Source organism: Nocardioides sp. NPDC000445 (genome assembly GCF_040300245.1).
Lineage (GTDB): Bacteria > Actinomycetota > Actinomycetes > Propionibacteriales > Nocardioidaceae > Nocardioides.
In genome coordinates this window covers 12,730-32,910 of the sequence record NZ_JBEPDH010000033.1, presented here as the reverse complement: position 1 = coordinate 32,910, position 20,181 = coordinate 12,730, and the positions used below count along the sequence as shown (strand labels likewise).

The following is a 20,181-nucleotide window of genomic DNA, read 5'->3' as shown; positions in this document are numbered from 1 at the left end:
CCCGTCTGGAGGGGTGTCAGTTCACCTTCAGCGGCAACGAATATCCCTCCCGCAATCTTGTAGGGGTTCTACAACTTGCGTCCCTGCCAGCGCTAATGGTCCTGTTGCCGGCCGAGAATCAGGGCGACCTGCAGGGCGAGAGCGTCGCGCGAGTCGGTCGGGAGGAACCCGGTGAGCTCCGCGACCTGCTTGAGCCGGTAGCGCACCGTGTTGGGGTGCACGAACAGTGTGCGCCCGGTGGCCTCGAGGCCGCCTCCGGCGGCGAAGTACGCCGCCAGCGTCTCGATCAGCGTGCTGCGGGCCTCCACCAGCGGCCGGTAGAGATTCTCGATCAGGTAGCGGTGGGCCCACGCGTCGCCGGCCAGGGCACGCTCGGGCAGGAACGACTGGCTGCGTGCGGGGCGAGGCGCATCGGGCCAGCCGGGCGCGGCCCGGTAGGCGGAGAGCGCGGCCCGGGCGGACTCGGCGGCGGTGGCGAGCCCGGCCGCCATCGGTCCGACGACGACGGGCCCGTCGGCGAAGAGGTCGGCGATGCGCTCGGCGGCCTCCAGCGGGTCCTCGATGCCGCCGAGCAGGGCGACGAGGCGGTCACCCTGGACCGCGCACAGGGTGTGCAGGTCGTGGGCGCGGGCGCGGCGGCGTACCTCCTCCATGGCGGCGTCGAGGCGGACGCCGTCGGGGGCGTGGCCCAGCACCGCGCACAGCGGCAGGTCGGCGTCCCAGCCGAGCGCGCTGGCCCGGGAGAGGACGACCTCGTCGGTCTCGGCACGCAGGACCGCGTCGACCACGAGGGCCTCGAGCCGGGCGTCCCAGGCGCCGCGCTGCTCGGCGGCGCGGGCGTAGACCTCGGCGGTGGCGAAGGCGACCTCGCGGGCGTAGCGGCCGATCGCCTCGTGGACGTCGGCGGCGTCCTCGGGCCCGAGCAGGTGGTCGATGTTGGCCTCGACCACCTCGATGGAGAGGCGTACGAGATCCACGGTCTGCTGGAGCGTGATGATGCCGGTCAGCGCACGGGGCGCGACGCCGAACATCGACGCGGCCAGGTCGGGCTTGGCGGTGTCGGCGGAGGCGCCGCCGCCGTACCAGCCGACGAACTCCTTGATTCCGGCCTGCACGATCAGGCCGACGAGGGAGCGGTTCTTCGCGGAGAGGTCCTTGAACCACGGCATCGCGTCGTCCATGCGTGAGGTGGCGGCCGTCGCCAGCCGGCCGGTCGCGCGCCGCAGCGCCTGCGCGGTGCGCCGGCGGGTAGGAGGAATCACTGCGGTCACGTTGTCCATTCTTGCGCTTAGTACATCTGATGACATGCCGAGTCGGCGCATCCGACCCCTCTGGCTCTCTTCGCTTCGCCAGACACGGGGTCAGATGCGCCGACTCGGCGCCACGAGCTCAGGCGTCTCCGCCCTCCTGCATGATGCCCTTCGTCGCCGTCGGGTCGTCGATGCGGTAGGTGTCGAAGGCCTTCTTCACCAACGCGGCGTCGATCTCGCCGGCCTCGGCCAAGGCCTGGAGGGCCTGGACGACGACGGACTGGGCGTCGATCTGGAAGAAGCGACGCGCGGCCGGGCGGGTGTCGGCGAAGCCGAACCCGTCGGCACCGAGGACGCGGTAGTCGTCGGGCACCCAGCGGGCGATCTGCAGCGGGACGGCCCGCATGTAGTCGGAGACCGCGACGACGGGGCCGTTGGACGCCGAGAGCTTCTCGGTGACGTACGGCGTGCGCGGGGTCTCGCCGGGGTGGTTGAGGCTCCACTGCTCGGCCTCGATGGCGTCGCGGGCGAGCTCGTTCCACGAGGTGACCGACCACGTGTCGGCCTTGACGCCCCAGTCCTCCTCGAGGATGCGGGCAGCCTCCTCGATCCACGGGAACCCGACGCCGGAGGCGAGCAGACGGACCTTGGGGCCGTCTCCCTCGGCGGTCGAGACCTGGTGGATGCCTTTCAGGATCCCCTCGAGGTCGACGTTGTCGGGCTCCTTGGGCTGGCTGACCGGCTCGTTGTAGACGGTCAGGTAGAAGATGACGTCCTCGCCGTTCGGGTGCTCCTCGGTCGAGCCGTACATCCGCTCGAGGCCGCTCTGCATGATGTGCGAGACCTCGTAGGCGAACGCGGGGTCGTAGTGCACGACCGCCGGGTTCGTCGCCGCCAGCAGCGGCGAGTGACCGTCGGCGTGCTGGAGACCCTCACCGGTCAGCGTGGTGCGACCGGCGGTGGCGCCGACCAGGAAGCCGCGGCCCATCATGTCGGCCATCGCCCAGATCGAGTCGCCGGTGCGCTGGAACCCGAACATCGAGTAGAAGATGTAGAACGGGATCATCGGCTCGCCGTGAGTGGCGTACGCCGTGCCGGCAGCGGTCGCCGAAGCCAGCGCCCCTGCCTCGGAGATACCCTCGTGCAGGAGCTGGCCCTGCGCGGACTCCTTGTAGGAGAGCAACAACTTCCGGTCGACGCTCTCGTACTGCTGGCCGCCGGGGTTGTAGACCTTCGCGCTCGGGAACATCGCGTCCATGCCGAAGGTGCGGTACTCGTCGGGCGCGATCGGCACGATGCGCTTGCCGATCTCCGGGTCACGCATCCAGTCCTTGAGGAGCCGGACGGTGGCCATCGTGGAGGCGATCTTGTTCTTGCCGGAACCCTGCTTGAGCTCGGCGTAGACCTTCTCGCCCGGCAGGGTGAGCGGCTTGAACTCGACCCGGCGCTGGGGGAGCGGACCACCGAGCTGCTTGCGGCGCTCCATCATGTATTCGATCTCGGCCGACTCGGGACCCGGGTTGAAGAACGGCGCCGCGCCGGTCTGCTCGTAGGTCGCCTCGAGCTCCTTGTCGGAGATCGGCAGGAGCAGACGGTCGCGGAACTTCTTCAGGTCCGCCATGGTCAGCTTCTTCATCTGGTGGGTGGCGTTCTTGCCCTCCAGAGCGTCGATCGTCCAGCCCTTGATGGTGTGGGCCAGGATGACGGTCGGCTGCCCGACGGTCTTGGTGGCCGCGTCGAAGGCCGCGTAGACCTTGCGGTAGTCGTGACCACCGCGCGGAAGCTTGCGGATCTGCTCGTCGCTCATCTGCTCGACCATCTTGCGCAGGCGCGGGTCGGAGCCGAAGAAGTTCTCCCGGACGTAGGCACCGGTCTCGACCGAGTAGGTCTGGAACTGGCCGTCGGGGGTCGAGTTCATCTTGTTGACCAGGGCGCCGTCGACGTCCTTGGCGAGCAGCTGGTCCCACTCGCGGCCCCAGATGACCTTGATGACGTTCCAGCCGGCGCCGCGGAAGTTGGACTCCAGCTCCTGGATGACCTTGCCGTTGCCGGTCACCGGGCCGTCGAGCTGCTGCAGGTTGCAGTTGATCACCCAGACCAGGTTGTCGAGCTCCTCGCGGGCGGCGACCCGGATGGCGCCGAGCGACTCGGGCTCACCCATCTCGCCGTCGCCGAGGAAGGCCCACACGCGCTGGTCGGAGGTGTCCTTGATGCCGCGGTTCTGCAGGTAGCGGTTGAACCGCGCCTGGTAGATCGAGTTGATCCCGGTCAGGCCCATCGAGACCGTCGGGAACTCCCAGAAGTCGGGCATCAGGCGCGGGTGCGGGTAGGAGGAGATGCCCTGGCCGACCCCGTGCTGCACCTCCTGGCGGAAGCGGAAGAGCTGCTCTTCCTTGAGTCGGCCCTCGAGGAAGGCACGCGCGTAGATGCCGGGGGAGGCGTGGCCCTGGATGAAGACCTGGTCGCCGCCGCCGGGGTGGTCCTTGCCGCGGAAGAAGTGGTTGAAGCCGACCTCGTAGAGGCTCGCGGAGGACTGGTAGGTGGCGATGTGGCCGCCCACCTCCAGGCCCTTGCGGTTGGCGGAGGAGACCATGACGGCGGCGTTCCACCGGATGAAGGCCCGGATGCGTCGCTCGATGTCCTCATCGCCCGGGAACCACGGCTCGCGGTCGGAGGGGATGGTGTTGATGTAGTCGGTGCTGCGCAGTGCGGGGACGCCGACGGACTTCTCTCGGGCTCGCTCCAGCAGACGCAGCATCATGTAGCGGGCTCGCTCGCGTCCGCTCGACTCGAGCATCGCGTCGAACGAGCCGAGCCACTCACTGGTCTCTTCGGGATCGATGTCCGGAAGCTGGGTCGGTAGACCCTCGTGGATTACGGTCGGCTGGGCGGGGGTCGGGCCCTGCGGACCACCAGTCGTCTCGGTGGATTGTTCGGTCACATCCTCAATGGTCGCACGCGGTCGAGAGCGGACGCCCACCCGCGGTGGGTTACTGGACAGTAGGCGGTTTCTGCTGGTCAACCCCGGAAAAATCGTTCGTACGCCGAGTTGCTAATCTGCCGCCGTGACTAGCCTGGATCGTGACAATGCCGTTGCCGACGTCTTGGTGGTAGGTGAGGCGCTGGTCGACGTGGTCACGACCGCTGATGGCGTGACCCGGGACCACCCCGGCGGGAGCGGCGCCAACGTCGCCGTGGCGCTCGGCCGGCTCGGCCGACCGGTGCGGTATGCGGCCTCGTTCGCCGATGATGCTCGGGGGCGCTCCTTGGCTGCTCATCTGGCTGATTCGGGTGTGGTGATGGCATGCGACCCGCACGTGCTGGCCCGCACCTCGACCGCGCAGGCCACCATCACGGCCGACGGCTCGGCGACGTACGTCTTCGACCTGGAGTGGAAGCTCGGCGAGATCGCGGTGGGGACGCCGCGGTTCGTCCACGTCGGATCGCTCGCGCCGGTGCTCTCGCCGGGTGCCGAGACGGTCTTCGAGCTGCTCGACGGGCTCCCCGACTCCGTCCGGGTCCTCTACGACATCAACATGCGGCCCACGCTGACCGGAACCGGGCAGGACGTCGTCGCGCGGATCGAGCGGGCGGCGGCGTACGCCGATGTGGTCAAGGCGAGCGACGAGGACCTGGAGACCCTCTACCCCGGGATCGGGCTCGACAAGGCGGCCGCGCGGCTGCTCGAGCTGGGTGCCGGTGCGGTCGCGGTGACCCGCGGCGGCGACGGCGCCAGCTGGATCACCGCGTCCGAGCGGATCGACGTCGAGGCCGAGAAGGTGACGGTCGTGGACACCATCGGCGCCGGTGACACCTTCTCCGCGGGCCTCGTCGACGCGCTCTGGCACGACTTCGAGCGCGACCGTCGCGAGGTGCTCGCCCATGGCGTACGGGCGGCGGCGGTCACCGTCTCGCGTGCCGGTGCCAACCCGCCGACCCGTGCCGAGTTGAACGGCTAGGCCACCTCTTCGAGGCCGGCCCGGAGCGCTGCTCGGGCTCGATGCAGGCGTGACTTCATCGCCGGCAGGCTCAGCCCCAGGTGCCGCGCGACCGATCTGCCGCTGTAGCCGTGCACGTCGCGCAGCAGCAGCACCTGCCGTTGGTCGGCCGGAAGCCTCGCGATGGCCGCGGAGACCTGACGAGCCTCGATCTCCGCCAAGGCGGCTTCCTCCGCCGACGAGCTCGCTCGAAGGGGCAGATCGGTCACCTCGGCGAGGACGTGCCTCCTGCTGATGGTCCAGCGACGAACGCATTCGTTGCGCACGATGGTGAACATCCATGACGCCAACGCTCCGGTCGCTCGCAGCGTCCCGATCTTGCGATAGAGGATGACCAGCGCCTCCTGCGTGGCATCCTCTGCGTCCTGCTCGCTCATGCACAGCGACGTGGCGAACCGCCGCACGTGTGGATGGGCCCCTTCGATGAGCACCGAGATCGAGGCCACGTCGCCGGCCTGCGCCGACCGGATGACGTCCGTGTCTGGCCACGGACGGCGCGTCTGCTGGTTCGGCACGATCACCCCGCGCGTTGAGGCAGGGCGTCGAGCGCGGCGAGTACGTCGCGGTGACGGTAGCCGCCGGTGGGTATCGTGACGATGTCCGCGTACGTGACCCGGCCGGCAGCGTCCATGACGATGGTTCCGGACTGCATCATCGAGCCGAGCAGGCGGCGGGCGAGGCCGAGGTCACCGTGGAGGCCCGGGACGACGGGGAACGGGATCTGCCGCCGGTCCGCCCACGCCTGGGCGGTGGTGGCTTCCTCGGGGACGGCGATCAGGACCCGTACGCCCCGGTCGCGGAAGTCCGTGGCGTTGGACGTGAGGGTGCGTACGTGGGCGTTGCACATCATGCAGGTCGTGGCTCGCATGAAGTAGACGAGCGTGCCCCTGTGGCTCTCCCCGAGGAGATCGGCCGCCGTGCCGTCGCTCAGCCGCACGGAGGTGTCCTCGATCGTGCTTCCTGCCTCGATCACGTGTGTTCCTCTCTGTTCTGCCCGCGGCGCGGGCTATCGCAGACAGGAGTGGTCGAGCGGGCAAAAGGATTCACCTCGGCCGTGGCCGATGATCAGGTGGTCTCGAGCGCGAGCCGCTCGGCGAGCGTACGTCCCAGCCAGGCCGCGGAGCGGATGGCGCTGCCGCAGTTGGCGACGAGAACGCCTGGGCTGGGCTCGTCGACCACCAGCGTCTTCTGTGCGGTGTCGACACCCCAGAGGATGTCGTCGACGCGGGCGTCGCGGAGCCAGGGGAGCGTCGTGGCGAGCCCGCTGTCGAGGATCTCCTTCCAGTGGTCGACGGGGCCCGAGGTGTCCTCGTCCTCGACGATGTCCTCCTGCCCGACGACGACGCGCAGCCGGCCGTCGATGAGCTTCACGAAGACGTAGCCGAAGCCGTCGCCGATCGGCACGATCGTGTGGGGCAGTTGCTCCCGTTCGGGCGGAACCGGGAGGTCGAGCACGAACAGCTGGCGCTTCTCGGCCTCCGCGCTGACCTGCGGGAACACCGAGACGTTCGCCGCGCCCATGGCGCCCAGGACCCGGCGGGCACGGATCGCGCCGCGCGAGGTCTCGACCACATGACCGCTGCCGTCAGGGCGTACGCCGGTGACGAGCGCGTCGACCGACGTCGCCCCCGCTTCCTGCGCCTGGTCGCGGAGCATGCCGACGAGCCCGGTCGCGGAGACGTTGAGCGCCGGGATGTGCTCTCCGGTGTGCAGCAGGTGGTAGGTGTTCTCGATCATGTCCAGCTCCGCGCCGTCCGCGGCGCCGCGGATGAACTGCTCGGTCTGGGTCGTCATCTCCCGCTTGACCGGGTCGGGCCACGTCCACCGGATGCTGCCGCCCGCATAACGGTAGGTCGCGACATGGGCGGGGTCGTCGGCGGGGTCGTGGTCGATGAGGACCACCCGCAGGCCGGGCCGGGCCAGGAAGATGGCCGTCGCGGCGCCGATCGGGCCTGCTCCGCAGATCGCCACGTCGGCCTCTGCGAGATGTCCAGCGGTCAGGTCGGCGGGCAGGTCAGTCAACGAAGTCCTTCCGGGTGGTACATCAGGCCGGTGCGCGAATATGCGTCCAGAAGGCTATCGGCTGGCGTCCGTTCCTGGCTGAGCAACTGGTCCAGACAGGCGAGGTGGCCGACTTCGTGCCGCATGCCAGCACGTTCGGTGAGTGCCCGGCGGGCCGCGGTGAGCACCTCACGGGCACCGGCGGCGATCTCCGGGTCGGTGAACCCCGCGGTCGCGGCCCGCTGGTGGAGGTCGCGACTGGGCTTGTCGGCCAGCCCGGGAAGGTCGTCGGCGAGGCATACGCCGAGCGTCAGTGCCGCGCCGGCGAGCAGCAGGTCGCGGGAGAGGAAGGCGTCGTAGGCCTTGAACTCGATGCGTCCCTCCTCCCGCGGGATCCGCGGCGGCTGGACCATGGTGGGCTCAGCGCCGGCGGGCGGCTCGACGAAGCAGCGCGCCGCCACGCGTCGCCAGGTGCGCTCGTAGGTGCGCTTGCTGGGGCCGCGCCACGCCCGGCCGGCGTGGAAGGGCGAGCTGAAGCTGAACGGCACCATGAAGGGGCTGTAGTGGGTCAGCCGGTGGGTGACCTCGACGACCTGCTCCGCGGAGAACCCGGGAAAGGAGAGGTTGATGTCGGGGCCGTAGCTCAGGTTGGAGACCTCGGCGTGGTCGTACTCACGATGCTCGGCCCGCATCGTCCGCTCCCACTCGTTGAGCGGCGGGTCGAGGACGTACGCCTCCCGGACCGGGTTGAAGCCGACGATGCCCAGCTGCATGCCGATGGGAGCGAGGCGCTTGGAGATGTCGTCCTGGAGATCGATCAGCCGGTCGGCGGCCTCGGTGGTGCTCGAGCAGACCGGAGTGCGGATCTCCACCCCCTTGACCAGCATCGTCGTGAAGGTGCCGTCGGCGTCGAACCGCTCGTCGCCCTCGAGGTACCAGTAGCCGCTCTTGATCCCCAGGTCACCGCGGACGAGGTCCTCGTCGGTGGTCCCGGAGCCGTCGGCAAGGGCGCGTTGGAGGGTGTCGAAGTCGAGATCCACGAAGTCGTGGAAGGTGCCCATGTCGCGAAACGTGTCCGCGCCTACGTCGGGTGACTCCGTCACCAGGGCATACTCGAACTCGAACCCGGCGGAGTAGAGCACGGCGCAAACTCTAGGGCAGTGCGTGGGCCATCATCCGCATTTCTCGGAAATTAGGTTAGGCTCCCCTCATGTTTCGCGCGGTGAAGCCGGAGACAAAGCCGGAGACGAGGGTCGTGGTCACCTCGACCCGGCGTCTCAGTGCTGGGATGACCCGCGTCCATCTCCGCGCCGAGGACCTCTCCGCGTTCGAGGGCAGCGTCTGCACCGACCGGTTCGTGCGTCTCGAGATTCCGGTCGGCGACGGCTCGACCGTCTGCCGCACCTACACGGCGCTGGACCCCTCGGTCGCCGAGGGCACCCTGGCCATCGACTTCGTGCACCACGGCGACGAGGGCGTCGCCGGGCGGTGGGCCGCCACCGCCGGCCCCGGTGACGTGCTCACCGTGCGAGGGCCGGGCGGGACGTACGCTCCGGACCCGGCCGCCGATTGGCACCTGCTCGTCGGCGACGAGTCCGGTCTGCCTGCGATCCGCGCGGCGCTGGCGGCGCTGCCGGCCGACGCCGTCGGCTATGCCGTGATCGAGGTGCCCTCCGCGGAGCATCTCCAGCAGGTCGAGGCACCGGCCGGGGTCGAGGTGCGCTGGCTGGACGCCACCGTCGACCCGCCTCTGGAGGTCGTCGTCCGCGAGCTGCCCTGGCTGCTCGGCCGGGTGCACGCCTTCGTGCACGGCGAGGCCGAGGTCACGATGCAGCAGATCCGCCCCTACCTGCTGCGCGATCGCGGAGTGCCGCGCGGCGACCTGTCGATCTCCGGCTACTGGCGCCGAGGGAACAACGAGGACAGCTTCCGTACGTGGAAGCGCAGCCAGGCTGTTGACCGCGAGGTCGCACACTCAGCGCACTGAGACGGAGCCGCGGCCGCCCGGAGGGGCGGCCGCGGCGTACTCATTCCGCGGCCAGCGGTGTCACCGTGATCCGGTCGAGGTTCGGGGCCCACGGTGACCGAAGACCCAGCTCCGGATAGCGGTCGGAGATGTAGGTCTCACCGTTCCAGTCCGGCAGCTCCTCGGAGCGGAAGGACAGCGTGTTCTCGCCCGCCTTCAGCTCTGCGTAGAACGTCAACGTCCAGAAGCCGTTGTCGTGGAAGCTGTGCGGGAACCAGACCCGGCGGGCCTTGTCGCCGTTGACGCTGACGTCGGCGTGCCGGGCCAGCGGGTCCGGGTTGTAGTGCGAGGCGGGTGACTGCTCGCCGTTGGAGTAGCGCACCGTGATCGCGTACGTCCCGGCCCGAGGTGCCGTGGTGGCCAGCGTCAGCGTGTTGCCGTTGCCCGGGTCGCCACCGACACCGGTGACCGCCTTGCCGCCGTCGGCGAGCGAGTAGGACGCGACCTTCGCCGAGCCGTTCAGCGCCCCGTCCTCGGCCTGGGTGGTCACCGATCTCAGCGCGCCCGCCGACGGACCGACACGGAACCGGTCGACCAGCAGCCGGCCCTGCTCCGCGGTCAGGGTGATCTTGTTGATGCCGCCGGAGAGGAACACGTCTCGCGACACCGGCCGGGTGACGACGCCGAGGTTCTGTCCGTTCAGGGCCAGCCGGATGCGCCCGGACCCGAGGGTGTCGAACCGTAGGCGGTGCTCGCCGTCGTCGGGCGAGTAGACCCAGAACGTCGCGGTGCCGCGGGCGAGGTCGGCGGCGCCGGAACCGGACACCCCGGCCTTCGAGTAGTCGGCCCGTGCTCCGTCGGTGAGCGTCGCGTCCTCGCCCTCGTAGGTGCGTTGCGTGGCGGCAGGGTTCGACAAGGAGAGGTCGATCTTGTCGATGAGCGCGTCTCCTCGGGTGCGTCCGGTCCCGTCGAGGCTCCGGGCCGCGATCGAGATCGTGTGCTTCCCGGCGGTCAGGTCGACCGTCGTGTCGGCGTGGTCCCACACCACCCACTTGTAGCCGAGCGGCAGACGGATCTCCTGCTCCTGCTTGCCGTCGACCGTGATGAAGGCGTTGGTCGGACCCTCGTCCTTGACCAGGCCGTAGGTGTTCAGAGAGTTCGCGAACACGCTCAGGTCGTAGGTCCCGTCCTTCGGCACGTCTACGGCGAAGTCGAGCTTCACGTTCGAGTCGGTGCGGATGCCGCCGACGTTGTACGAGTTGGACGTGTAGAAGCCGCTCAGGTTGGAGGGGCTGCCCTCGGGCCCGTTGCGGGTGTAGCCCGAGCCCGAGTGCGCGGCGTCCTCGGCCTCGTACGTCGCTCGCCACAGCTGCGGCGGCGTGGCCTCGGCCGTCGCGTTGGCGCCGGGCGTGACGATGATCTGGTAGGCGGACTCGGCCGAGAGGGCGGGGACGCCGTCCTTGCCGAACCAGAACCCGACACCGCCGTCACTGACCGGGAGGTTCATCTCCGCGACCTCGGCAGGGCCGCTGTTGTCGCCGAGCTGACCCGACCAGCCGATCTCCTTGACGGCGACGTGCACGCTGGACCCGAACGTCGTCGGGTCGACCCCGTCGAAGTCGACGTAGGACGCACCGTCGGCGCCCCCGATGATCGCCTCTGCCCGTCGTCGATCGCGATCGAGGGCCGCGACGCCCTGCAGCGTGTAGCTCTCGTTCGGGCGGGGCGGAGTGAGCTTGACCGTCTGGCCTGTCATCTGGCTGTAGGCGTTCAGCAGCCACCACTGCCCGTTGGCCTTGTTGGCCTCGACGGCGGAGTCGGAAAGGTTCCCGTCGATGTTCCAGTAGGCGATGTCGCCGTCGACCTTGCTGTCCTCGAGCGCCGAGACCCACTGGATCATCTGACCCGGGACCGACGTGTGGTAGTTGAACGCGTACTCGTTGATGTTGATCGGCAGATGCTTCCCCGCGTACGGGGTGCCCTGGTAGATCGTGTCCTCCCACCCGCGGAACCTCGCCACGTTGGTCCGGATCGAGGCCGGGTTGCTCAGCTCGTGCCAGGTGATCACGTCCGGCATCGTGTCGTTGGCCAGCGCGTGCTTCATGAAGCCCTGCACCTGGTCGTAGAGGATGCTCGTGTTCGGACCGGCGATCCGGGCGTCGGGGAGCTCGCTCCTGATGAGGGCGTGGACCTCGTCCCAGGCCTTGAAGTAGTGCTGTGGGTCGTTGAGCCAGCTGACCCTGTTGTAGCTCCACTCGCCGGTGCCGAACATGTTGCCCTCGGGCTCGTTGAACGGCACGAAGACGACGTGGCTGCGGTACTTCTCCGGCAGCGCCTTGACCTGCTCGACCTGGGTCCTGATCTTGGCCTTGAAGTCGTCCAGCTTGGCCTGCGGGGTGTTGCCCGGCCACTGGTAGGGGAACCCGCGGTAGATGTCGGTCATGTAGATGTAGACGTCGCCGCCGGAGCCGTCCACAAGCGGCTCGAGCACCTCGAGGGCGTCCGCGCCCGGGTGCTGCGGACCGTCCTGGGCCTTGGTCGACACCGTACGCAGGTTGATCCCGTCGATCAGGTTGCTCGAGGGAAGATCCTTGCCGTAGACCCCGTAGAGCGTCCCGGACGCGCCACCCATGACGTCGCCGGTGGGCTCGGCCAGGTCGATGTCGACCTGGTTCTCGTAGCGGACGGTCACCTCGGCCGAGACCGGCCTCCCGGCGGCGGTCCCGGCCACCGTGAACGTGCCGCGGTCCGCGTACTTCGCCGGATCCACCTCCTCCCAGGTGATCGGTACGTCGCGGTCGTAGCCGTCACTGAACGAGGCCCGTACCGAGGCCGGCAGCTCCGGCTCCTTTCCGACGTCGGTGTAGACGTCGAAGGACGTCTTGGTCGGCTCGACGATCGTCGGAGGGGTGACTCCGGTGGCCTGGCCGAGCTGCTCCGGGGTGAGTGCCGCCCCGTAGACGGTCACGTCGTCGATCGAGCCGCCGAACAGGTCGTCGGCGGGGAACATCGATCTGCCGAGGAACCCGCTCGTCGACGCGCCTACGACGAGATCGGAGGCGGTGATCTTCGTGGTGGTGGCTGCCACGGCCGCGCCGTCGAGGTAGGTGGTGAGCCGGTCCGACTCGGTGTCCAGGGTGACGGCGACGGTGTGCCAGGACTTCTCCGGGAGCGGGGCGTAACCCGAGTTGGTCGCCTCGGCGCCGGTTCCCGCCACGGCCGCCGTACGCAGCACCGACCCGTTCGACGGGGTGAGGAACAGGTAGCGACTGGTGTCCTTGCCCAGGTCGAGGATCCGCTGCCAGGAGCCGCCGCCTCCGTCCCAGCTCACCCGTGCGGTGACCGTGAGGTCGGTGCGTCCTTCGAGGACGCCCTTGGGGAGAGTGACGTAGGCGCCGTCCGACGAGGACGGCCCGCCAGGCAGGTGCAGCGCCTGGCCGCCGCCGTCTCCGGGGACGGTGTCGGCGGTGCCGCCGTTCACCAAGGTGCCGTCGAGCCCGTTGCCGGAGTCATCGGCGACCGTCCCGCTGGCCGGGTCGTCGCCGAAGGCGTAGTGGACGACCGGGTCGGGCACGGCGACCTCGGCGGCACCGGCGCGTGGGACCACTCCGGGTGCGGCCAGCGCGACGGCGGCGACCGCGGCGGCCGCGGCCGCGGTGGCCGTCCTGGGTGGTGTGGACGTGAAGGGTGATCTCATCGGTAGCTCCTTCTGTTGTGGGGTCACGACCGCCGAACGTGATCGGCGGCGAAGAGGAGGTAGACCGCGGCGGTCCAGGTGTAGGCACGGTCACGCAGCCCCGCGCCGGTGCGAGCGTCGAAGTTCTCGGCGAAGCCGGACTTCTCGCACAGTGCCCGGAACCGCTCGCTGACGACGTCGGCGACGGCCGGGAACCCGCTTCGGCGCAGACCGTCCTCGATGAGCGCGGTCGACGGCGCCCAGATCGGGCCTCGCCAGTAGCCGTCGTCCTGGTAGCTGGGCGAGGAGACCGGCTCGGTGGCAGGTCCGTAGTCGGTCAGGTGATCGCCGAGCCGGTCCGCCATCGTCGTACGGACGTCGGACGGGAGCCGGTCGCCGAGCACCAGCGGCAGCAGGTTCAGCAGGCTGGACCCCGTGCTCCGGCGGCCCGAGAGCGCGCCCACGGCGACGAACTCGGCACCCGTCCAGAGCTGGTCGACCAGCGTACGGACGAGCTCGTCGCCGACCTTGCGCCAGCTGGCCGAGGGATGCCCGAGCTCGTCGGCGAGGTCGGCGAGGACCTCGAGCTGGACCGCGAGGAACGCGGCGAGGTCGGGTGACTCGACGACCCGGTCGAGGTCGAACGTCGTGGAGTTGTCCCACCCGCTGTCGTTGCCGTGCTGGTAGTAGGGGAGGTCGTGGCCCGGCCGTCGCCGGGAGTCGAGCCAGAACCTGCTCCAGCGGACCAACCCGTCGTGGATGCGCTCGAGCTCGTCGGTGTCGAGGGCCCGTGCCGAGGTCGCGCGCAGCCGGCTCAGCGCCCAGCCGTGGATCGGGGGCTTCACGTAGTTGTAGAGGACCTCGGTGTGCGTCACCGAGTCGGGCAGCGCACCGTGGTCGTCCTGGTGGTCGAACGGGGCGAGGAACTGGTCGAGCGCGGCGTCCGGACGGCCTGGGGCGAGCGCCATCGCGTTGAAGCAGTGGTCCCAGCTCCACAGCTTGTCCATCCAGTGCTTGGACATCAGCACCGACTCCCGACCCAGCAGACCGCTGGGGGCGACCGTCGCCGACCACAGGACGTACGCCGCCAGTGCGGCCGCCGGAGTGCGCGCGTCACGCCACGGGGCGAGGTCGTCGAGGTAGCAGCCGAAGTCGGCGGCCGCGTCCGCGACGACGTCCTCGAAGGTGGCTGCCTCCGCCGGCGCCGTCTGCTGGGAGGTCGCCTCGCGCACCTCGGCCTCCCAGTCGTCGCCGTCGCTTCCGAGCAGGATCGACCTCGTCGCCTCGCCCAGTGCCTCGGAGCCCTCGACCGAGTGCTCCCCGCGCAGCACGGTGACGCGGTAGCGGTGGCCGGTCTCGTAGCTGGTGAAGACCGCAGCGCCGTCGCTCGGGTCGGTGAACAGGTAGGTCCCGGTGAACGGGGTGAGCCCGGCGGCCGCGTCGCCGAGCCGCAGCGCGAGGCCGGAGCCGCGGAGGCGTACGGCGTCGATGTCGGTGAAGGCGGCCTCGACCCTGCCGTCGTCGCCGTCCCAGGCGAGGACGGCAGGGGTTGCCGACCAGGTCGTCTCGACCGGCAGGCCGTCGCGCTCCGGGCGCAGCGCGAGCACGCCGTGGAACCCGTTGCGGTGGGAGACGAGGTGGATCGTGTCGGTGCGGGTGTGCAGGGCGACCACGGGGGAGAGGTCGAGCCAGGAACCGCGCCGGGAGAACGGGATCTCCCGGACGTCGAAGGCGGCCTCGGTCGAGGTGTCGTGCAGCGGCATGCGTGGGGTGTCCTTCAGTCCTTGACGGCGCCCGCCGTCACGCCGGCGGCGACGTACCGCTGGGCGACGACGAGCAGGATGGCGGTGGGGATCGAGGCGACGACGGCGGTCGCCATCAGCGGGCCCCACTCCTGGTTCTGGGAGCCGATGTAGTCGTAGAGCCCCATCGTGATCGGGCGCAGCGAGCCGCCCTCGCGGTTGAGGGTGGAGGCGAAGATGAAGTCCGACCACGCCCACAGGAAGGCGAACAGCGAGACGGTCACCGCCGAGTTGCGCGAGATCGGCAGGACGACCTGGGTGAAGGTCTTCCACGGGCTCGCGCCGTCGATGGCCGCGGCGTGGAGGAGGTCCCGTGGGATGCCGGCCATGAACGCGGAGAACAGCATGACGCCGAACGGGATCGCGATCGTGGAGTCGGCGACGATCAGGCCGGGGACGGTGTCGAGGATCCCGAGGTCGGTGTAGACGGTGTAGAAGCCCAGCGCCATCACGACGCCGGGGACCATCTGCGCCACGATGAGGCAGAAGTTGAGCACCCGCGGGCCCGGGACGAACAGCGACGACATCGCGTAGCCCGCCGGGGCTGAGACGAGCAGCGTGAGCGCGACCGTCCCGATGCCGATGATCAGGCTCGTCCCGAGATACGGCAGCTGATCCTGCAGCACCACCCGGTAGTGGTCGAGGGTGAACGACTTCGGGAACAGGCCGCCGCTGCGGATGGCGTCGCGCTGGGTCAGCGAGACGTTGACCATCCAGTAGAGCGGGAACAGCATCAGCGCGGTGAGGACGAGGCCGATGCCGGTCTTCACCCAGGCCGAAGCGGTCCGTGCTGTCGGTGTGGTCGGTGTGGTCGGTGTCGAGGTGTGCATCTCAGGCCTCCTCCTTGCGCTGCACGGCGAGATAGACGAGACCCATGAGCAGGGCGACGAGCAGCAGGATCGTGCCGACGACGGACGCCTGGGAGTACTCGATGACTGCCGAGGTGCCCTTCCCGAACGCCATCCCGTACGCCCAGGTCGCCAGCGTCTGGGACGACCCGGCGCCGGCGGTCATGATCCAGATGATGTCGACGACCTTGAGCGTGTAGACGAAGCCGAGAAGCAGCGTGATCGCGCTGACCGGCCGCAGCAGCGGGAACGTGATCGACCAGAACCGGCGCCACGGGCCGGCGCCGTCGAGAGCCGCCGCCTCGTAGAGCTCGGCCGAGATGTTCTGCAGCCCGGAGTAGAGGATGACCAGGTTGAACGGGATCCCGAGCCAGATGTTCGCGATCATCACGGCCCACAGCGAGTTGTCGGCGCTCAGCCACCAGACCGAGTCGACGCCGAAAGCACCGAGGAACCGGTTGACGATGCCCGAGTCCGCGTCCATCATCCACTGCCACGTCGTCGCCGAGACGATGATCGGGAGCAGCCACGGGACCAGGAAGAGCCCACGCAGGAGCACCGAGAGTGGGAAGTGGCGGTGGAAGTACGTCGCGAGCGCCAGCCCGATGACGTACTGGAAGACCAGGGAGCCGACCACGAAGATCGCGGTCTGCTGCATGATCGGCCAGAACTGCGGCGCGGTGAGCACCTCGCGGTAGATGTCGGTCCCGGCGAAGGGCGCTTCGCCGGTGACGTACGTCGCCCGGGTGAAGCGGTGCAGGCTCATCGACACGTTCTCGACCAGCGGGTAGGCGTAGAAGACCACGAGGTAGGTCACCAGCGGCGCGACGAACGCCACGCCGGCCCAGCGGCTGCGGTGATGTCGGCGCCGGGGCGGGGGCGCCGCGGCCGGCACCGTCTCCGGTGCCGTCCGCCGCTCCAACGTCGAGACTGCGGGAATCCTGGTCACTGTTCTCTGTCCGTTCTCCGGGATCCGGGCGCGGGTCAGTTGCCCTGGGCTTCCTGTGCCGCGGTCTCGAACGCGGCCTCGACCTCACCGGCGTCGCCGGCGGCGTTGAGCGCGGCCTGCTCGGCCTTCGACAACGCGGCCGAGGTCGCGAGATAGCCGGTGCCGAGGTCGGTGGTCCGGCCCTGGGCGCTGGAGATGGCATCCGCCCACGGCTGGTAGTGCTCCGTGGAGGCGATCTGCTGCGTGCGAGTGGATTCGGCGGCGGTGAAGTAGCCGAGCATGTCGTCGGTCTCGACCTGTGTCTCCGAGCTGAGCAGGCAGTCGAGCACCTCCTTCGCGGCGGCGTAGTGCGCGTCGCTGTTCTCCTTGTGCAGCGGCACCACGCCGAACTCGCCGCCGGTCGGCACCGGCGCTGCGCCGCCGTCCTGGCTCGGGATGGGCATCATCTTGACGGGGAACTTCTGCTCGGTCGCGGCCTGGGCGAACCAGGAGCCGTTCTCGGCGAACGCGTAGTCGCCGGTGAGGAACAGGTCCCAGGACGCGGACTGGTTGTCGGTGATGGCCGACTTGGGGGCGTACCCCTGGCCGATCCAGTCCGAGACGAGCTGGCCCGCCTCGATGGCGTCGGCAGAGCCGAGGTCGGACAGGTCGGCGCCGGATCCCCAGAACCAGGGCAGGAACTGGAAGGTGCCCTCCTCGCCGGGGACGCCCGCGAACGTGATGCCCTGGTGACCGGCCCCGGTCACCTTCTTCAGCGCGGCGTTCAGGCTCGCCCAGTCGGTGATGCTCGCCGGGTCGACGCCGGCGTCGGCGAGGACCTTCTCGTTGTAGTAGAGGCCGAGGGTGTTGGCGCCGACGGGGACGCCGTACGTCTCGCCGTCGACGGTGCCGGGGCCGGCGAGGTTGGCATCGGCGTCGGTCGCCTCGAGGCCGACCTCGTCGATGGGGACCAGCAGGCCGGAGGCCGAGGCCTCGGGCATCGCCGGGTTGTCGAGGAACACCACGTTGGGTGCGTTGTCCTCGCGGACAGCCGTCGTGAGGTTGTTGATCAGGTCGGTGTTCGGCGCGGCAGTGCGCTTGATGGTGGTGCCCTCCGGCGCGCACGACTGGACGTACTTGGCCCAGTCCGAGCTGTCGTCGTACTGCGGGTAGGGGTCCCAGAACCCGATCTCGGTGACCTCGCCCGACTCGTCCGAGGAGCCGCACGCCGCCAGAGACATGGTCAGGGCAGCCGCGGTGAGGAGGGCGGCCGTACGACCGTGGGGGCGGCCTTGGTGGGGGGTGCTGTTCATCTCGTGTCCTTTCGCATCATTGCGTGGAGTTGTTGAACCGGTTCGACAGTGGGCGTGACGAGGCGCTCCGTACGATCCCGGCGGTGGTGTCAGCTGGTGCTGCCGCGGTCGCGGAGCACCGGGGTGACGAACCGGACGATCGGCGGTCCGGCCGTGGCCGGGTCGGTGACCCGGCCGATCAGCCGGGAGACCGCCTGGCGTCCGAGCTCGTCCGCGGCCGAGTCCACGGCTGTATAGGGGAGCGAGAACTCCTCGCCGAAGTCCCGCGAGTAGAGGCTGACCACGCTGAGGTCCTCGGGGACCCGGACCCCGCGGTCGCTCAGGATCGAGGGCAGCGCGGCGACCGTCGCGTCGTTGTGGACGATCAGGCCGGTTGCGGTTGGGTGTGCGTCGAGGATGCGGTTGACCGATTCGCCGATCGCGGGCTGACGCGACTCGCCGTGGTAGCAGTGGATCTGGATGCCGTGTCGCGCCGCGCGCTCGACGGCCGCGTCGCGGAACCGCCAGGCGTACGTCCCACCGCGTTCGACCACGTGGTGTGGCGGCGCGATCAGGATCAGCTCGCGGTGATCGCGCTCGTGCAGATGGTCGACGAGCATCCTGGCCGCCTCGCCGAAGTCGAGGTCGACGAAGTCCAGGCCGGCGGTGTCGCGGGCGAGGCCGAGCAGCACGCCGGGCTTGCGGACCGCTCTCAGCGCCTCGAGGCGGGGGTCCTCGGCGGTCACGTCGAGGAGCACGATGCCGTCGACCATGCGGGAGTCCGCGATCCGGTGGATCGCGGCGGGGCCGTCGGGGTCGGTCACCATCAGGATGTCGTAGCCGAGCTCGCGGGCTCGCATGGAGATCGGCAGGACGTACTGCAGCATGGCCGGCGCGAACTCGTCCTCGTGGAACTGGAGCAGCAGCCCGAGCACCATCGTCTGCGAGGTGGCCAGCGCGCGGGCGCCGGCGTTCGGCGTGAAGCCGAGCTCGCGGATGGCCTGCTCGATCCGCTCTCGCGTCTCGGTCGAGATCGTGCGCTTGCCGGAGAGGGCGTAGGAGACGGTGCTCCGCGAGACGCCCGCGTGCCGCGCTACGTCTTGGATGGTGGCCAACTCGCTACCTGACTTTCGAACCGGTTCGACACTGGAGTGACTAGAGTGTGATCAATGTCACGCGCCGTGTCAAGAGGTCTCGACGAAGACCGCCGACGAAGGTCAGAAGGAGGGGGTCGGTGGGACGATCTCGACCGGGCCGTCGACCCGGGCGGCGACCCAGGCGCGGTGGAAGTCGCTGCCGGGAGCGACCTCGGCGCGGCGCTCGGGTTCGCGGATCAGGTCGACTGGGCACTCGATCCGCTGACGGGTGACCGGCTCGGCGCGGGGGCCGCTGTGCGCCGCGATCGCCTCCGCCAGCGCCTCGGCGACAGGCTTGCGGCGGTGGTCGACGGTGAAGAGCCCGAGGTCGTACTCACGATCGGGAAAGTCGACCAGCGATCGGTCCAGGTCGTGGGAGCACCACCAGGTGATGCCGTACAGGGCCGGGTTCTGGACGACGTGGTCGACGGTGCCGGTGACGAACTCGCGCACGCTGTCAGGACCGATCTCCGGCAGGGGAGCGCCGATCTCCTGGAGCCAGACCGGGCGCCCGGGCTCGGCGTACGCCGCGGCGAGCTCGACCAGGTAGTCGGCATGCGTGAGCGTGGCCGGACCCAGGGGCGCGTCGATCGCGCCGACGCCGTTGAAGACCCAGGAGTGCACGGTGCTGAGGTCGCCGAGCGTGGTGACGTCCGCGGGTCCGAACGGGTGGTCGGACGCGTAGAAGGCGTCGTCGAAGAGCGAGTGGAGGCAGAGCAGGCCGGGGGCGGCCGTGCGTGCGGTCTCGAGGAGCTCCTGGGCCCAGGAGCGGGACTCGGCGATGGTGGTCGGGTTGGACGGCCACAGGTTGTTGACCTCGTTGCCGAGGGTCAGTGCGAAGACGTTGTCCCGGGTGGCGACCGCGCCGGCGAGGGCGTCGACGTAGGTGCGCAGGCCAGCGCGCACCTCGGGGTGGCCGAAGAGCGAGCGCTGGTGGTGGGTGAGCACCCACGAGGGCAGGAAGTCGAAGCTGGACAGATGGCCCTGGATCAGGTCGACGCAGACGTCGAGCCCGCGGGCGGCGGCCAGGTCGATGGTGGTGAGCACGTCGTCGACCGCCGCGGACCGGATCAGCGAGCGGTTGGGCTGGATCCACGGCCAGACCGGGAAGATGCGTACGTGGTCGAGGCCGAGACCTGCGAGGTCGTCGAAGTCGCGGGCGATCTGGTCGGCGTCGAAGTCGAGCCAGGAGTAGAACCAGCCGGATGAGGGCACGTGGTTGGCGCCGAAGCGCAACGGGGCAGGGGCGGAAGGCGTCGGGAGAGCTGGCACCCGCGCAATATA

At 69.6% G+C, this 20,181-nt stretch carries 15 protein-coding genes; 2 read left to right on the top strand and 13 right to left on the bottom strand.

Annotated elements, in window-relative coordinates:
* Positions 1-92: 92 nt before the first annotated feature.
* Together ABT304_RS29420 and aceE are read right to left on the bottom strand one after the other, a co-directional pair.
* Positions 93-1,280, bottom strand: coding sequence for a PucR family transcriptional regulator (locus tag ABT304_RS29420; RefSeq protein WP_160028568.1), 1,188 nt, complete (start codon positions 1,278-1,280; stop codon positions 93-95).
* A 109-nt stretch (positions 1,281-1,389) separates the two neighbouring features.
* The gene (gene aceE / locus ABT304_RS29415) at positions 1,390-4,125 is read right to left on the bottom strand and encodes a pyruvate dehydrogenase (acetyl-transferring), homodimeric type (protein WP_502890455.1); all 2,736 of its coding nucleotides are present in this window, start codon (positions 4,123-4,125) and stop codon (positions 1,390-1,392) included.
* 190 nt (positions 4,126-4,315) lie between these two features.
* Between aceE and ABT304_RS29410 the strand changes: the two genes are divergently transcribed.
* Positions 4,316-5,209 (top strand): carbohydrate kinase family protein, encoded by an 894-nt coding sequence (locus ABT304_RS29410; RefSeq protein ID WP_350720802.1) that lies wholly within the window; start codon positions 4,316-4,318, stop codon positions 5,207-5,209.
* On the opposite strand, the gene ABT304_RS29405 is transcribed toward ABT304_RS29410, so the two are convergent.
* From ABT304_RS29405 to ABT304_RS29390, 4 genes are all read right to left on the bottom strand, one after another.
* The gene (locus tag ABT304_RS29405; protein ID WP_160028570.1) at positions 5,206-5,763 is read right to left on the bottom strand and encodes an RNA polymerase sigma factor; all 558 of its coding nucleotides are present in this window, start codon (positions 5,761-5,763) and stop codon (positions 5,206-5,208) included. The two genes, ABT304_RS29410 and ABT304_RS29405, sit on opposite strands and share 4 nt — an antisense overlap.
* A gap of 2 nt (positions 5,764-5,765) precedes the next feature.
* Positions 5,766-6,221 carry a peroxiredoxin family protein gene (locus ABT304_RS29400; RefSeq protein WP_350720800.1) on the bottom strand — a complete coding sequence of 152 codons (456 nt, stop codon included), beginning with the start codon at positions 6,219-6,221 and terminating at the stop codon, positions 5,766-5,768.
* A 92-nt stretch (positions 6,222-6,313) separates the two neighbouring features.
* A complete protein-coding gene (locus ABT304_RS29395) occupies positions 6,314-7,270 on the bottom strand; it encodes an NAD(P)/FAD-dependent oxidoreductase (RefSeq protein WP_350720798.1) in 957 nt (318 codons plus the stop codon).
* Positions 7,267-8,391 (bottom strand): glutamate-cysteine ligase family protein, encoded by a 1,125-nt coding sequence (locus ABT304_RS29390; protein WP_350720796.1) that lies wholly within the window; start codon positions 8,389-8,391, stop codon positions 7,267-7,269. The genes ABT304_RS29395 and ABT304_RS29390 overlap by 4 nt, the downstream gene beginning before the upstream one ends.
* Before the next feature lie 80 nt (positions 8,392-8,471).
* On the opposite strand from ABT304_RS29390, the gene ABT304_RS29385 reads away from it, so the two are divergent.
* Positions 8,472-9,236, top strand: a complete 765-nt coding sequence (locus ABT304_RS29385) for a siderophore-interacting protein (protein WP_350720794.1) — start codon at positions 8,472-8,474, stop codon at positions 9,234-9,236.
* Between the two features lie 40 nt (positions 9,237-9,276).
* Here ABT304_RS29385 and ABT304_RS29380 read toward each other — a convergent pair whose 3' ends face one another.
* From ABT304_RS29380 to ABT304_RS29350, 7 genes are all read right to left on the bottom strand, one after another.
* Complete coding sequence (locus ABT304_RS29380; protein WP_350720792.1) at positions 9,277-12,912, bottom strand: LamG-like jellyroll fold domain-containing protein; 3,636 nt, start codon at positions 12,910-12,912, stop codon at positions 9,277-9,279.
* 23 nt (positions 12,913-12,935) lie between these two features.
* On the bottom strand, positions 12,936-14,654 hold the full coding sequence (locus ABT304_RS29375; protein ID WP_350720790.1) for an amylo-alpha-1,6-glucosidase: 1,719 nt from the start codon (positions 14,652-14,654) through the stop codon (positions 12,936-12,938).
* A gap of 14 nt (positions 14,655-14,668) precedes the next feature.
* Positions 14,669-15,523, bottom strand: coding sequence for a carbohydrate ABC transporter permease (locus ABT304_RS29370; RefSeq protein ID WP_350720788.1), 855 nt, complete (start codon positions 15,521-15,523; stop codon positions 14,669-14,671).
* Position 15,524: 1 nt separating this feature from the next.
* Positions 15,525-16,490 (bottom strand): carbohydrate ABC transporter permease, encoded by a 966-nt coding sequence (locus ABT304_RS29365; protein ID WP_350720787.1) that lies wholly within the window; start codon positions 16,488-16,490, stop codon positions 15,525-15,527.
* A gap of 35 nt (positions 16,491-16,525) precedes the next feature.
* Positions 16,526-17,782, bottom strand: coding sequence for an ABC transporter substrate-binding protein (locus tag ABT304_RS29360; RefSeq protein WP_350720785.1), 1,257 nt, complete (start codon positions 17,780-17,782; stop codon positions 16,526-16,528).
* A gap of 89 nt (positions 17,783-17,871) precedes the next feature.
* On the bottom strand, positions 17,872-18,876 hold the full coding sequence (locus tag ABT304_RS29355) for a LacI family DNA-binding transcriptional regulator (RefSeq protein ID WP_160028586.1): 1,005 nt from the start codon (positions 18,874-18,876) through the stop codon (positions 17,872-17,874).
* Between the two features lie 102 nt (positions 18,877-18,978).
* Entirely contained in the window at positions 18,979-20,169 is a 1,191-nt protein-coding gene (locus ABT304_RS29350; protein ID WP_350720783.1) for a glycoside hydrolase 5 family protein, read from the bottom strand.
* Between the last annotated feature and the right edge of the window lie 12 nt (positions 20,170-20,181).

What these genes read in the sequence shown, in the direction of transcription:
- ABT304_RS29420 (WP_160028568.1), bottom strand. Translation starts at nt 1,280, where the DNA reads ATGGACAACGTGACCGCAGTGATTCCTCCTACCCGCCGGCGCACCGCG.
- ABT304_RS29380 (WP_350720792.1), bottom strand. Translation starts at nt 12,912, where the DNA reads ATGAGATCACCCTTCACGTCCACACCACCCAGGACGGCCACCGCGGCC.
- ABT304_RS29370 (WP_350720788.1), bottom strand. Translation starts at nt 15,523, where the DNA reads ATGCACACCTCGACACCGACCACACCGACCACACCGACAGCACGGACC.
- ABT304_RS29360 (WP_350720785.1), bottom strand. Translation starts at nt 17,782, where the DNA reads ATGAACAGCACCCCCCACCAAGGCCGCCCCCACGGTCGTACGGCCGCC.
- ABT304_RS29375 (WP_350720790.1), bottom strand. Translation starts at nt 14,654, where the DNA reads ATGCCGCTGCACGACACCTCGACCGAGGCCGCCTTCGACGTCCGGGAG.